Here is a 13,188-nt window from a genome sequence, read left to right on the forward strand (position 1 = left end):
CGCGGTCAAGAACGGTAATCGGCGTTGATGGTGACGTAGTCGTGCGACAGGTCGCACGTCCACACGGTCGCCGCAGAGGCACCGCGCCCGAGCGTGACGCGTACGGTGATTTCGCTCTGCTTCATCACGCGCTGGCCGTCCGCTTCCTGGTAGTCCGGATTGCGTCCGCCGTTTTTGGCCACCCACACGTCGTCGAGATACAGGTCGAGCTTGCCGACGTCGAGATCGTCCACGCCGGCGTAGCCGATCGCCGCCAGGATGCGGCCCAGATTCGGGTCAGACGCGAAGAAGGCGGTCTTGACCAGCGGCGAATGGGCGATCGAATAGGCGATTTTGCGGCATTCGAGGACGCTGGCGCCGCCCTCGACCGTGATGGTGATGAACTTGGTGGCGCCCTCGCCGTCGCGGATGATCTGCTGGGCCAGGTTGGTAGACACGCCGGTGACGGCGTCGCGCAGCGCGGCGTAATCGGGTGATGCGGCATCGTTCACCTCCAGCGTGCCGGCGCCGGTGGCGATCAGCATGAACGAGTCGTTGGTCGAAGTGTCGCCGTCGATCGTGATGCAGTTGAACGAGTGGTCGGCGGCGTGGCGCACCAGCTCGTCGAGTACTGGCTGCGCGACCCTGGCGTCGAACGCCAGGTAGCCGAGCATGGTCGCCATGTTCGGCCGGATCATGCCGGCGCCCTTGCTGATGCCGGTCATGGTGACGGCGTGGCCGCCGATCGTGACGCTGCGCGAGACCGCCTTGGGCTGGGTGTCGGTGGTCATGATGGCTTCGGCCGCGTTGAACCAGTTGTCTTGTTTCAGGTTGGCGATCGCGGCAGGTAATGCGGCGACGATCTTCTCGACCGGCAGCGGTTCGAGGATCACGCCGGTCGAAAACGGCAGGATCTGCTGCGCATTGCAGCCCAGCAGGCCGGCCAGCGCGGCGCAGGTTTGCTGCGCCTTGGCCAGGCCCGATTCGCCCGTGCCGGCGTTGGCGTTGCCGGTATTGACCACCAGCGCGCGGATCGGCGCCGCGCCAGCGGAATCTGCCGCTGCCGCCAGGTTAGCCTGGCTGACCTGGACCGGCGCGGCGCAGAAGCGATTGGTGGTGAACACGCCGGCCACGGTGGCCGTCGGCGCCAGCTTCATGATCAGAACATCCTTGCGGTTCGGCTTCTTGATGCCAGCTTCGGCAAAGCCGATTTCGATGCCGTTGACAGGTTTCAGTTCAGCGGCGACGGGTAGCGGCGAGTTGACGGCCATGGCAAGGTTCCAGTGGAAGAATTAGAAGCCGCTATTGTACCTTTGTCGCGCCCGGGCGAGCAGCGCGCAAGTGTCCTGAGCCAACACTTTTCGACAGCAGCAATCAAGCAAACCGGATGACTGATGACTTTCGGGCATTTGTCAGGGGCTACGGGCGGCGCGCACGGCACCGTTGTCAGCCACGCTGCAAGAAGCAGCCACCGTATGGCCGTGCGTCTTTCCATCACGTAAGCAAAAGCGAAAAAAAGCGGCGAGGTTTTCACCCCGCCGCCTGCTTGTCATGTCACTGCCCTCTTACGCCAGCTTGCCGTGGCACTGCTTGAATTTCTTGCCGCTGCCGCAAGGGCACGGGTCGTTGCGGCCGACCTTCATGCCCATGTAGGTGCCGGCGTCGTCCGCCACGCGCGCCGTCGCCGAGGCTGCGGTCGTCGGCGCCAGCAGTTCTTCCGGCGCCGCGTCGGCATTGAAGTCGGCGTGCTGGTAGCTGACGTTGGCGACATGCGCTTGCTGCGCCGCCAATGCCGCTTCGGCGGCATCGATTTCGTCGCGCGACTGGATCCGCACCGTCATGACCATCTTGATCACCTCGTTCTTGATCATGTCGAGCATGCTGGCGAACAGCTCGAACGCTTCGCGCTTGTATTCCTGCTTCGGGTTCTTCTGCGCGTAACCGCGCAGGTGGATACCCTGGCGCAAATGGTCGAGCGCGGCCAGGTGCTCGCGCCAGTGGCTGTCGACGCTTTGCAGCATGACGTTGCGCTCGAAACCGCCGAACGATTCCTTGCCGACGACGGCGATCTTGGCGTTGTACGCCTCGTCTGCCGCCGCCAGCACCTTTTCGAGGATGTCGTCGTCGGTGACGTTCTGGTCGTCCGCGAGCAGCGCCTGCAAGGGCACCTCGAGGCTCCATTCGCTCGACAGCATGTTTTCCAGCGCCGGGACGCTCCACTGCTCTTCCACCGATTCGGCCGGCACGTGGGCGCGCACGACGTCGGTGAACACGCCGGCCCGCAGCGAGGCGACCAGCTCGGAGATATCGGTCGTCTCGAGCAGTTCGTTACGCTGGGTGTAGATCACCTTGCGCTGGTCGTTGGCGACGTCGTCGTACTCGAGCAGCTGCTTGCGGATGTCGAAGTTGCGCGCCTCGACCTTGCGCTGGGCCGATTCGATCGAGCGCGATACGATTCCAGCTTCGATCGGTTCACCTTCCGGCATCTTCAGGCGGTCCATGATGGCGCGCACGCGGTCGCCGGCGAAGATGCGCAGCAGCGCGTCGTCAAGCGACAGGTAGAAACGCGACGAGCCTGGGTCGCCCTGGCGGGCCGAGCGTCCGCGCAGCTGGTTGTCGACGCGGCGCGATTCGTGCCGTTCGGTGCCGATGATGTGCAGGCCGCCGGCGCCGACCACGTGGTCGTGCAGCGATTGCCATTCGTCGCGCAGCTTGGCCGATTGCAGCGCCTTATCGGACTCGGGCAGCTCGATGGACGCTTCGATGATCTGGATCTGTTTTTCGACGTTGCCGCCCAAAACGATGTCGGTACCGCGGCCAGCCATGTTGGTGGCGATGGTGATCATCTTCGGACGGCCGGCCTGCGCAATGATTTCCGCTTCGCGCGCATGCTGCTTGGCGTTGAGGACATTGTGTTCGAGCTTGGCGCCGGCCAAGATCCCCGACAATAGCTCGGAGTTTTCGATCGAGGTGGTGCCGACCAGGACCGGCTGGCCGCGCTCGTAGCAGTCGCGGATATCGATCAGCATGGCGCCGTATTTTTCCTGCGCCGACTTGTAGACCTGGTCCTGGCGGTCGGTCCGTTTGGAAGGACGGTTGGGCGGTATCACCACCGTCTCGAGGCCGTAGATTTCCTGGAACTCGTACGCTTCGGTGTCGGCGGTGCCGGTCATGCCGGACAGCTTGCCGTACATCCGGAAGTAGTTCTGGAACGTGATCGAGGCCAGCGTCTGGTTCTCGTTCTGGATCCGCACGCCTTCTTTCGCTTCGACCGCCTGGTGCAGGCCGTCGGACCAGCGCCGGCCCGTCATCAGGCGTCCGGTGAATTCGTCGACGATGATCACTTCGTCGTTCTGCACCACGTAATGCTGGTCCTTGTGATACAGCGCATGGGCGCGCAGCGCCGCATACAGGTGGTGGATCAGGGTGATGTTGGCGGCGTCGTACAGCGAGGCGCCTTCCGGCAGCAGGCCCATCTTGGTCAGGATCGCTTCGGCGTTCTCGTGGCCCGCTTCGGTCAGCAGCACCGCGTGCGCTTTCTCGTCCTTGGTGTAGTCGCCCGCAACTTCGATGACGCCCTTGCCGTCCGGCGTCTCTTCGCCGATCTGCATCGTCAGCATGCCCGGCAGCTCGTTGATCTTGTGGTACAGGTCGGTATGATTTTCGGCCTGGCCGGAGATGATCAGGGGAGTACGCGCCTCGTCGATCAGGATCGAGTCGACTTCATCGACGACAGCGAAATTGAGCACCCGCTGCACTCGTTCGCGCGCTTCGTAGACCATGTTGTCGCGCAGGTAGTCGAAGCCGAATTCGTTGTTGGTGCCGTAAGTGATGTCGGCAGCGTAGGCGGCCTGCTTGGTGTCGTGGCCCATCTGCGACAGGTTCACGCCGGTCGACAGGCCCAGCCAGCCGTACAGCTGGCCCATCCACTCGGCATCGCGCTGCGCCAGGTAATCGTTGACGGTGATGACATGCACGCCCTTGCCGGCCAGCGCGTTCAGGTAGGTCGGCAGGGTCGCCATCAGCGTCTTGCCCTCGCCCGTGCCCATCTCCGCGATTTTTCCGTAGTGCAAGACCATGCCGCCGATCATTTGCACGTCGAAGTGGCGCATCTTGAGCACGCGCCGGGCCGCCTCGCGGCACACCGCGAACGCTTCCGGCAGCACATCGTCGAGCGACTCTCCCTTGGCGACACGATCCTTGAATTCCGGCGTCTTGGCCTGAAGCTCGGCATCGGACAGCTTTTCGATCTGCGGCTCGAGCGCGCTGATTTCGCGCACGGTCTTTTGATATTGCTTGAGCAGCCGCTGATTACGGCTACCGAAAATCTGGGTCAGTAATGACATGCTTGAATTCTTGAAAAATGCGCCGCTAAAAAGAGCCCGAATGATACCAAAAAGTTATCTATCGAAGGCCGACTATGGCAAAAAGAGGGTGATTTTATCATGCGATCCGACCACACTTGGGGTTATTGGGGCGGATAACAAGTGCCCGGGGTAAAACATGTATTTCCAACACCCTTGCCGCTAAGGTCATTGAACCACGCCGGCAACACACAAGCACGCGCGCAAGCGCCACTGCGCGGCCACCTGTGGCGCCAACTGTGGTATGTTTCGCCTCATGCGCTTCACTTCCTACAATCAGGGCATCGGCCATATATTCGGCACCAAGGCGCGCCAGACTTCGGTCGGCGCTACCGCGTTCCTAAGCGGCAATGCCCGGATGGCAAGCCTGCTGCCGACCGCGATGCGCATGGCCAGCCTGCAGAAGGATTGCGCCGCTGCCCTGCCGCCGATGTTCGGCATGTGCGACGTGCTGTCGTTCGAGGACACCCAACTGGTGCTGGCGACCCCGACATCGGCGGTCGCCGCCAAGCTCAAGCAGCAATTGCCGAAGCTGCAGGCCGCGCTGACAAAACGCGGCTGGCAGGTCACCAACATCAAGCTGAAGGTGCAGGTCACGCGCAGCATCGCGCCGGCGGTGCACACGCGCCAGCTCGACTTCCCGCCCACTGCCGTGGCCGCCTTCGCCGAACTGGGCGACACCCTGCCCGCCACGCCGCAGAACGCGACCTTGATCGCCGCCATCAAGGCGATGGCGGCGCGCCGGCGGTAGGACTTATTTGCGCCGCTTCACCGTCGAGTTAATCACGTCGTCCTGGCGAACCAGGATGTCGCAAAACGTCAACCAGCCGCAATGATCACGTCGTCCTGGCGAATGCAGGGACCCAATTTTTCTGGAATAGCGAGAACGACCGGTTTCGTCCGTTAAAAATTGATCAGCTTATCGCGCAAATTGGGTCCCCGCGTGCGCGAGGACGACAATTTTAGGTAAGCGCCCATTCGCGCGCCATTTAACGAAGCTCGTTGACGAACTGCCGACAGCAGAAGGCGAAATGCTGCACGCCAAGAAGACGTCCAAGCACCATTGAGCCGGGCTTTGTTCATCGACATCTCGTACCTTTCCCGGATGCCCGACGAGACGTCGCGGCGCTATCTGTTCGCTGCCATCGACCTGCCGCGCGCTGGGCTTACTTGCACACCTTCAGCGATATGATTGAGGCCAATCGTAATCGACTTGACCCTGCTCAATCGCCTAGCTAGCGGCTGGGCAACAATGCGTTTGGTGTTCCCTGACCATTCTCGGAGGCATCATGGCAATCGACGTATATCTGCAAATCGACGGCATCAAAGGTGAATCGGCCGATTCATCGCACCAAGGCTGGATTGAAGTTAACTCGGCCCACTGGGGCGTTGTGCAGCCCAGAAGCGCGACCGCATCAACAGGTGGAGGCCACACAGCCGAACGGTGCGAGCACAGGACCCTGTCGCTCACAAAGCTCGCGGATCTTGCCTCGCCGATCCTGATGCAGACCTGTTCAATGGGCAAAACGATCCCCAAGGCTAAACTTGAATTCATGCGGGCTGATGGCAACGGCAAACCGGTGAAGTACTACGAGGTCGAGCTGGAGAACGTCTTGATCGCCAACATAGAACAGCAGGTGAGCGAGGGCAGCATCTTGCACGATTCTATCGGCTTCCGGTTCTCAAAAGTCAAATGGAAATACTCGCAGCAAAAGATTGGCGGCGGTGCTGGCGGCAACACGGCCGGCGGCTGGGACCTTGCCTGCAACAAGTGCGCGTGACAGAGGGGGCATCCATGGCTGAAGATAACGACCCACTACGCCCGCGCCCGACCCAAGACTCGCGCCGCTTCTTTATGCTCCCGCAGGCCCCGATAGACTCTGGCTACTATGTCTATGGAAAACTTTATGGGGAGCTGGCTAAAGGTGCGTACCAGTATGCACATCCGACAATGATGACCAGTATCTTACGCGTCGCGTTCGAGTGGCAGGTCATTGACAAGCGCAGGATCGGCATCGGAGACATCAGCATGGCAGGAGGCCCAAAGCCGCCGAATCACCAGTCACATAGAAACGGGCTACAGGTGGATATTCGCCCTTTACGCAAAGACGGTCTTGAAGAGCCCGTCACGTGGATGGAATCGCAATATGACTCGGCTAGCACTGCAAAGCTGATCGAACTGTTCCGCACCTTCGCCCCTGTCGTTCGACTATTTTTCAACGGGCCAGGCATCCCGTTTGTGATACCGCTCAAAAATCACGATAACCATTTTCATGTAGAGCTACGGGGGTAATATGCGCAGATCGGGATGGCTCATTCTTTGCACAAGTTCCGCTTTCGCCCTACCGGCCCATGCGAGTAGTGGGGATTGGGATCTGCTTCAAGCCCGATACCTAATTCACTCACAAACCGCGACGTATCCGGAAGCACCGACGAAGGCTGATCGCGTACTAACAGTCGTCATCGATGGAAAAGCTGCAAAAGACCTTTTTGACCTGAGCGGACCTGATTCTCAGCAAGTATGCAGCAGCGAGAAAGGCGACCGGGCTCGACGTAAAAAGGGCGTGGATTGCATCTATACCGCGCAAGACGCCAAGTCCAAGGAAGGCCCCTATCGGTGCTGGATCGGGCTTAATCTCCGAACTGGTGAAGGCGATGTGAGAGTGAGCTGTTAGCCGGTTCGTCGGCAATATCGAGCGCGAATCTAGGTAAGCGCCCACTCGCGCGCCATCTGGCGCACATACGACGGCGGCGCCGTGCCGGGCGTGTCGAACGAGACGATTTCGTACGCATCGGGACGCTCGAGCAGCGCCAGCAGCAGCTGGTTGTTGAGCGCATGGCCCGATTTATGGGCATGGTAGCTGGCCAGCAGCGGATGGCCGACCAGGTACAAATCGCCGATCGCATCGAGAATCTTGTGGCGCACGAATTCGTCTTCGTAGCGCAGGCCGTCCGAATTGAGAATGCGGTATTCGTCCATCACGATGGCGTTCTCGAGCGAGCCACCGCGCGCCAGGCCCATGCCGCGCAGGCTTTCGACGTCCTGCATGAAGCCGAAGGTGCGCGCGCGGGCGATGTCGTGAACATACGAGACGTCGCCGAAATCGACCATTGCGCGCTGGGTCGTGCCGTCCACCGCCGGGTGATTGAACTCGATATAGAAGTCGAGGCTGAAGCCGTCGTACGGTGACAGGCGGGCCCATTTTTCCTGCTCGCCGCTGCCGTGGCGTACTTCGACGTCGCGCAGCACGCGGATGAATTTCTTGGCCGCGTTAAGCTCCTGCACGCCGGCTTGCTGCAGCAGAAACACGAACGACGCCGCCGAGCCATCCATGATCGGAATTTCCTCGGCCGAGATGTCGACGTACAGGTTGTCGATGCCCAGGCCCGCGCAGGCCGACATCAGGTGCTCGACGGTCGACACGCGCACGTCGTCCTTGACCAGCACGGAGGCCATGCGGGTATCGCCCACCACGCCCGCGCTGGCGGGAAATTCGACCACCGGGTCGAGATCGACGCGGCGAAACACGATGCCGGTATCGACCGCCGCCGGGCGCAGCGTCAGTTCAACCTTGGTGCCGGAGTGCAGTCCGACGCCGGTGGTGCGCACCAGTTGCTTGATGGTTCGTTGTTTTAACATCGGACGATTATAGCGAATTTGACTCGGCAACGTTTTAACGCTACGGGTGCTCGGCCCCGGCGTGGGTGTCCTCGTGGCGGATCAGGTAGATGCCGCTGGCGATGATGATCGCCGCGCCCAGCATCGTGTAGTGGTCGGGCAGCACTTGCCACAGCAGCCAGTCGAGGCCCACGCCCCATGCCAACGCCGAATATTCGAACGGCGCCACTTTCGACGCCTCGCCCGAGCCGAACGCCTCGGTGATGGCCAATTGGCCGACGAAGCCGGTGACGGCCAGGGCGCACAGCAGCAAGGTATCCTCGGCGCGCAGCGGCAGCCAGCCGGGCAAGGCCAGCGCAGTGGCGCCGATCGCCATCATCACCATCAGCCAGAGCACCATGTGCTCGCTGCGGTCGGTGCGCGACAGGATGCGCGCACTGATGGCCGCAACGGCATAGAAGGTCGCCGCGCACAGCACCGCCAGCCCGCCCATGGTGAAAAAGCCGGTGCCGCTCGGGCGCAGCGCCACCAGCACGCCGCCCATGCCGACCGCGACCGCGATCCACTGCCCGCGGTTGACGCGCTCCTTCAGGAACACGACCGACAGCGCGGTGATCAACGCCGGGGCGATGAAGAAGATCGTATAGGCTTCGGCCAGCGACAGCGTTTTCAAGCCATACGCGAACAGCGCCAGCATGGCGATGCCGAGCACCGCGCGCAGCAGGTGCATCGGCCAGCGGATCTGCAGCAGCGTGCGGTGCGCGCCGCGCCACACCACGTAGGCGCCTACCAGCGGCAGCGACACCAGTGCGCGCAGCGCTGCCACCTGCATCGCCGGGTAGTGCGCCGACAGCAGCTTCATTGCCATGTCCATCAGCGAAAACACCGCCGCGGCGATCAGCATCATAGTGATGTTGCGGCGGTTGGCGCCGTGCCGGGAAATTGCCTGGTCCGCTTGATCCATCGGTGTGCCGCATCCATCAGGAGGAAAACAAAAAACGGCGCCGCGGCGCCGTTGTGCGAAAACTGCCGGGTATGCCTGGTTAGCCGAGCTGCTCCAGCAGCGTGTCGGCGCCCGACACCTTCAAGCCGCCGCCGCCTTCGAGGTTGAGCTGGGTGACGACGCCGTCGTCGACCAGCATCGAATAGCGGTTCGAGCGGGTGCCCATGCCGTGCTTGGAGAAGTCGGCATCCAGGCCGAGTGCCTTGGTGAAGACGGCGCTGCCGTCGGCCATCATGCGCACGACGCCGGTGGCTTTCTGGTCGCGGCCCCAAGCGCCCATGACGAAGGCGTCGTTGACCGAGATGCACCAGATTTCGTCGACGCCCTTGGCCTTGAAGACGTCCGCATTGGCGACATAGCCCGGCACATGCTGCGCCGAGCAGGTCGGGGTGTAGGCGCCCGGCAGGCCGAAGATGGCGATCTTCTTGCCTTTGACCAGGTCGGCGACCTGGAACATATTCGGGCCGAGCGCGCAACCTTCGGCGGCGGATTCGATGAATTCTGCGAGGGTGCCTTCTGGCAATTTGTCGCCGATCTTGATGGTCATTGATGACTCCTTGTGCTGGTATCTGGTGAACGGTGGCCGCTGTATGGGATAACTTGCGGCAATTTTTTAGCGCTCCGGCAGTATGCCCGATCCGTAGCAATTTTGCTGGAGTGGCAAGAAAAGCAAATTCAAATGGGATTTGCGCGTGCGCGGGCCACTGACAGAGACGCTCGATAAAAAAGGGAGCCCATGGCGTGCATGAACTCCCTCTTACCAGCTACCGAAACTTAATCGGCTTGCTTGCGCAAAAACGCCGGAATGTCATACGTCTCGACGCCATTGCGCTGCATTGCCTGCACCTGCTCGGACGCCTGCTCGCGGCGCCACACGGCCGGCTGCTTCATGCCGTCCATCGCGGCATGGCCGCCGAGCGAGCTCGAACCCATCGTGATGCCGCTCGAGGCGTGCAGCCCCGCGCCGGATGCCATCAATGGCCCGTGGGTGCCGGTGCGCAGCATCGGCTGCTGGACCAGCTGCATCGCTTTCTTCGCCTTGCCAAGGCCGGTGGCGACCACGGTGACGCGGATGTCGTCGCCCATGTTGTCGTCGTAGGCGATGCCCTGCGCGATCGAGGCGTCGGGCGCCGCGAAGGCGCGCACCGCTGCCATCACTTCCTTGATTTCCTTGCCCTTCAGGCCACGGCTGGCGGTGACGTTGACCAGCACGCCGCGCGCGCCGGACAGGTCGATACCGTCGAGCAGCGGCGAGGCCACGGCCTGCTCAGCGGCGATGCGCGCGCGGTCGACGCCGGACGCGGTCGCGGTGCCCATCATCGCCTTGCCCTGCTCGCCCATGATGGTCTTGACGTCGTTGAAGTCGACGTTGATATGGCCTGGCACGTTGATGATCTCGGCGATACCGGCGACCGCGTTGTTGAGCACATCGTCGGCGTGCTGCATCCAGTCGATCATGCTTTCGTCTTCGTAGATTTCCTCTAACTTTTCGTTGAGGATGATGATCAAGGAGTCGACGTGCTTGCTCAGTTCCTCGAGGCCTTCTTCGGCGATGTCCATGCACTTCTGGCCTTCGTACGAAAACGGTTTCGACACCACCGCCACCGTCAGCGCGCCCATCGATTTGGCGATTTCGGCGACGATTGGCGCCGCGCCCGTACCGGTGCCGCCACCCATGCCGGCGGCGATGAACACCATGTGCGCGCCGCGCAGCGAGTCTTCGATGCGCGAACGCGATTCTTCGGCCAGCTGGCGGCCGACCGACGGCTTCATGCCGGCGCCCAGGCCCGATTCGCCGATCTGGATGATGTTGTGCGCGCTCGAGGCGGCCAGCGCCTGTGCGTCCGTGTTTGCCGCGATGAACTCGACGCCGGAAACGCCCTTGTTGATCATGTGCTGAACCGCATTGCCGCCGGCGCCGCCGACGCCGACGACCTTGATGACGGTACCTAGTGCTGCGTTATCGACCATATCGAACTCCATGAATAACTCCCGATCAAAGTGCCGCTCCCAAGCGCCAGGACTCATAGTCGTATGAAACCTGGAGATTGAAAACCGCGTTTGTAAATAAAAAATGTAAGTGTTTGTATTGTTGTTGCCTTAAGCTGGAACCAAGTGCCGAAACCTGATGCGAAAACCGAACCGCCGCCGCTTAAAAATTCCCTAGAAACCATTCCTTCATGCGCTGCCATACCGCCTTCACAGAGCCGTCCTGGCGCGTCACGATATGCCCGCGCAAATACTGTTTTTTCGCTTCCAGCAGCAGGCCGAGCACGGTCGCATAGCGCGGGCTGCGCACCACGTCGGCGAGCTGGCCGCGGTAGTCGGGCGTGCCCAGGCGCGCCGGCTTGAGAAAGATGTCTTCCGCCATTTCGACCATGCCGGGCATGATCGCCGAGCCGCCGGTGAGCACGATGCCCGACGACAGCACGCCCTCGTAGCCCGACTCGCGTACCACCTGGTGAACCATCGCGAACAGTTCCTCGACGCGCGGCTCGATCACCGCCGCCAGCGCCTGGCGCGACAGGGTGCGCGGTCCGCGGTCACCCAGGCCCGGCACTTCGAGCGACTCGCCCGGATCGGCCAGCGCCTGCTTGGCGACGCCGTAGCGGATCTTGATTTCTTCGGCTTCCGAGGTCGGCGTACGCAGCGCCATCGCGATGTCGTTGGTGATCTGGTCGCCGGCGATCGGCAGCACTGCCGTATGGCGGATCGCGCCGTCGGAAAACACCGCGATGTCGGTGGTGCCGCCGCCGATGTCGATCAACACCACGCCGAGCTCTTTTTCGTCGGGCGTCAGTACCGCGTCGGCCGAGGCCATCGGCTGCAGGATCAGGTCCGACACTTCAAGCCCGCAGCGGCGCACGCACTTGACGATGTTCTGTACCGCCGACACCGCGCCGGTAACGATGTGCACTCGCACTTCAAGTCTTATTCCGCTCATGCCGATCGGTTCGCGCACGTCTTCCTGGCTGTCGACGATGAATTCCTGCGGCACCGTGTGCAGCAGTTGCTGATCGGTCGGGATGTTGACCGCTTTCGCCGTCTCGATCACGCGGGCGACGTCGGTCGCGGTCACTTCCTTGTCCTTGATGGCGACCATGCCGCTCGAATTGAACGAGCGGATATGGCTGCCGGCGATGCCGGCATACACGTTGCGGATCTTGCAGTCGGCCATCAGCTCGGCTTCTTCAAGGGCGCGCTGGATCGATTCGACCGTCGCCTCGATGTTGACGACGACGCCTTTCTTCAGGCCGCGCGACTCGTGCTGGCCCAGTCCGATGACCTCGTGGCGTCCATCGGACATCACTTCGGCCACGACGGCGACCACTTTCGAGGTGCCGATGTCGAGTCCGACGATCAGGTTTTTAGCGTCTTTTGTCATTTTGCTGTGGGCCTAGTGCTTGCTGGTTTTGTTGGATGTTGAATTTGGCTTTTTCGCAACGGCCTTCACAGGCTTGGTTCCATCTTTCGGCACTGCCAGGCCGGCGGCGGCCAGCGCCAGGCCGTTCGGGTAACGCATGTCGATCAGGTCGATGTTGCCCTGAATGCGGCTGGCCAGCTGCGGATACACGGCCACCAGGCGCGCCACCCGGCTGCGCAGCGTGGTGGAATCCTGCTCGCGTCCGAGCGCGACCTTCATGCCGTTGTCCAGCTTCACCGTCCAAGCGTAACGGCTCGACAAGGTCAACGCATCGGGCACCAGCTTGACCGGCGCGAACCACGCGCGCAGCTCGGAAAACCGCGCCAGCACTTCCTTCTCGCTGCCTTCCGGTCCTTCGAACTCGGGCAGCGGATGATCCTCGTCGGCCTCGGCCAGGTTGGCGGTGAACACATCGCCCTTGACCGACAGCAGCCGGCCGTCTTCGCCCCAGGTGCCGAGCGGCTCGTGTTCTTCGACCGAAACAATCAGCTGGTTCGGCCATTCGCGCCGCACCGTTGCGCGCCGTACCCAGGGCACCGATTCGAACGCAGTGCGCACCTGCTCGAGGTTGGTGGTGAAAAAATTGCCCTTGAATTTTCCGATCACGCCGGCGCGCAAGGTCAGTTCGTTCACCCGCTTCAGTTCGATGTCGTACATGCTCTCGACCCGCACCGCTTTGAGCGTAAACATCGGACGCTGCGACACCCACCACACGCCGGAGGCGATGAGGGCGAGCACCACCAGGGCCATCAGCCCGCTGGCGGCAGCGTTCAATGCGCGTGCGTCTTGCCACATGTGT

Annotated in this window: 11 protein-coding genes and 1 pseudogene; 4 read left to right on the forward strand and 8 right to left on the reverse strand. The window is 62.1% G+C overall.

The annotated features are described in order from the left end of the window. Positions 1–5: 5 nt before the first annotated feature. Both argJ and secA read right to left on the reverse strand, forming a co-directional pair. Positions 6–1,250, reverse strand: coding sequence for a bifunctional glutamate N-acetyltransferase/amino-acid acetyltransferase ArgJ (gene argJ / locus CR103_RS02790; protein WP_099914488.1), 1,245 nt, complete (start codon positions 1,248–1,250; stop codon positions 6–8). A gap of 294 nt (positions 1,251–1,544) precedes the next feature. After that, positions 1,545–4,325, reverse strand: a complete 2,781-nt coding sequence (gene secA, locus CR103_RS02795) for a preprotein translocase subunit SecA (RefSeq protein ID WP_099914489.1) — start codon at positions 4,323–4,325, stop codon at positions 1,545–1,547. A 274-nt stretch (positions 4,326–4,599) separates the two neighbouring features. Between secA and CR103_RS02800 the strand changes: the two genes are divergently transcribed. The 4 genes and pseudogenes from CR103_RS02800 to CR103_RS02815 all read left to right on the forward strand — a co-directional run bounded on the left by CR103_RS02800 (position 4,600) and on the right by CR103_RS02815 (position 6,636). Then, complete coding sequence (locus tag CR103_RS02800) at positions 4,600–5,094, forward strand: DciA family protein (RefSeq protein ID WP_229442651.1); 495 nt, start codon at positions 4,600–4,602, stop codon at positions 5,092–5,094. 295 nt (positions 5,095–5,389) lie between these two features. Continuing rightward, positions 5,390–5,516, forward strand: a pseudogene (locus CR103_RS02805) (IS481 family transposase); the annotation flags it as partial. 116 nt (positions 5,517–5,632) lie between these two features. Beyond that, positions 5,633–6,124, forward strand: a complete 492-nt coding sequence (locus CR103_RS02810; protein ID WP_099914491.1) for an Hcp family type VI secretion system effector — start codon at positions 5,633–5,635, stop codon at positions 6,122–6,124. Positions 6,125–6,138: 14 nt separating this feature from the next. Further along, positions 6,139–6,636 carry a penicillin-insensitive murein endopeptidase gene (locus CR103_RS02815; protein WP_180279252.1) on the forward strand — a complete coding sequence of 166 codons (498 nt, stop codon included), beginning with the start codon at positions 6,139–6,141 and terminating at the stop codon, positions 6,634–6,636. Between the two features lie 411 nt (positions 6,637–7,047). On the opposite strand, the gene lpxC is transcribed toward CR103_RS02815, so the two are convergent. The 6 genes from lpxC to CR103_RS02850 form a co-directional block, all read right to left on the reverse strand. Then, positions 7,048–7,983, reverse strand: coding sequence for a UDP-3-O-acyl-N-acetylglucosamine deacetylase (lpxC, locus tag CR103_RS02825; protein ID WP_099914493.1), 936 nt, complete (start codon positions 7,981–7,983; stop codon positions 7,048–7,050). Positions 7,984–8,023: 40 nt separating this feature from the next. Further along, complete coding sequence (locus tag CR103_RS02830; RefSeq protein WP_370659412.1) at positions 8,024–8,926, reverse strand: DMT family transporter; 903 nt, start codon at positions 8,924–8,926, stop codon at positions 8,024–8,026. A gap of 79 nt (positions 8,927–9,005) precedes the next feature. Further along, positions 9,006–9,512, reverse strand: a complete 507-nt coding sequence (locus tag CR103_RS02835; RefSeq protein ID WP_099914494.1) for a peroxiredoxin — start codon at positions 9,510–9,512, stop codon at positions 9,006–9,008. Positions 9,513–9,739: 227 nt separating this feature from the next. Continuing rightward, on the reverse strand, positions 9,740–10,948 hold the full coding sequence (gene ftsZ, locus CR103_RS02840; protein ID WP_099914495.1) for a cell division protein FtsZ: 1,209 nt from the start codon (positions 10,946–10,948) through the stop codon (positions 9,740–9,742). A gap of 169 nt (positions 10,949–11,117) precedes the next feature. Continuing rightward, positions 11,118–12,350, reverse strand: a complete 1,233-nt coding sequence (gene ftsA, locus CR103_RS02845; protein ID WP_099914496.1) for a cell division protein FtsA — start codon at positions 12,348–12,350, stop codon at positions 11,118–11,120. A gap of 12 nt (positions 12,351–12,362) precedes the next feature. Next, positions 12,363–13,184: a cell division protein FtsQ/DivIB gene (locus CR103_RS02850; protein WP_099914497.1), complete on the reverse strand. Its 822-nt coding sequence runs from the start codon at positions 13,182–13,184 to the stop codon at positions 12,363–12,365. Positions 13,185–13,188 lie beyond the last annotated feature (4 nt).

The organism is Massilia psychrophila (assembly GCF_002760665.1).
In the GTDB taxonomy this organism is placed as follows: domain Bacteria; phylum Pseudomonadota; class Gammaproteobacteria; order Burkholderiales; family Burkholderiaceae_D; genus JAFCUW01.

Coding starts and splice junctions, on each gene's coding strand:
- CR103_RS02835 (WP_099914494.1), bottom strand. CDS start 9,512: ATGACCATCAAGATCGGCGACAAATTGCCAGAAGGCACCCTCGCAGAA.
- argJ (WP_099914488.1), bottom strand. CDS start 1,250: ATGGCCGTCAACTCGCCGCTACCCGTCGCCGCTGAACTGAAACCTGTC.
- CR103_RS02815 (WP_180279252.1), top strand. CDS start 6,139: ATGGCTGAAGATAACGACCCACTACGCCCGCGCCCGACCCAAGACTCG.
- secA (WP_099914489.1), bottom strand. CDS start 4,325: ATGTCATTACTGACCCAGATTTTCGGTAGCCGTAATCAGCGGCTGCTC.
- ftsZ (WP_099914495.1), bottom strand. CDS start 10,948: ATGGAGTTCGATATGGTCGATAACGCAGCACTAGGTACCGTCATCAAG.
- ftsA (WP_099914496.1), bottom strand. CDS start 12,350: ATGACAAAAGACGCTAAAAACCTGATCGTCGGACTCGACATCGGCACC.
- lpxC (WP_099914493.1), bottom strand. CDS start 7,983: ATGTTAAAACAACGAACCATCAAGCAACTGGTGCGCACCACCGGCGTC.
- CR103_RS02800 (WP_229442651.1), top strand. CDS start 4,600: ATGCGCTTCACTTCCTACAATCAGGGCATCGGCCATATATTCGGCACC.
- CR103_RS02830 (WP_370659412.1), bottom strand. CDS start 8,926: ATGGATCAAGCGGACCAGGCAATTTCCCGGCACGGCGCCAACCGCCGC.
- CR103_RS02850 (WP_099914497.1), bottom strand. CDS start 13,184: ATGTGGCAAGACGCACGCGCATTGAACGCTGCCGCCAGCGGGCTGATG.
- CR103_RS02810 (WP_099914491.1), top strand. CDS start 5,633: ATGGCAATCGACGTATATCTGCAAATCGACGGCATCAAAGGTGAATCG.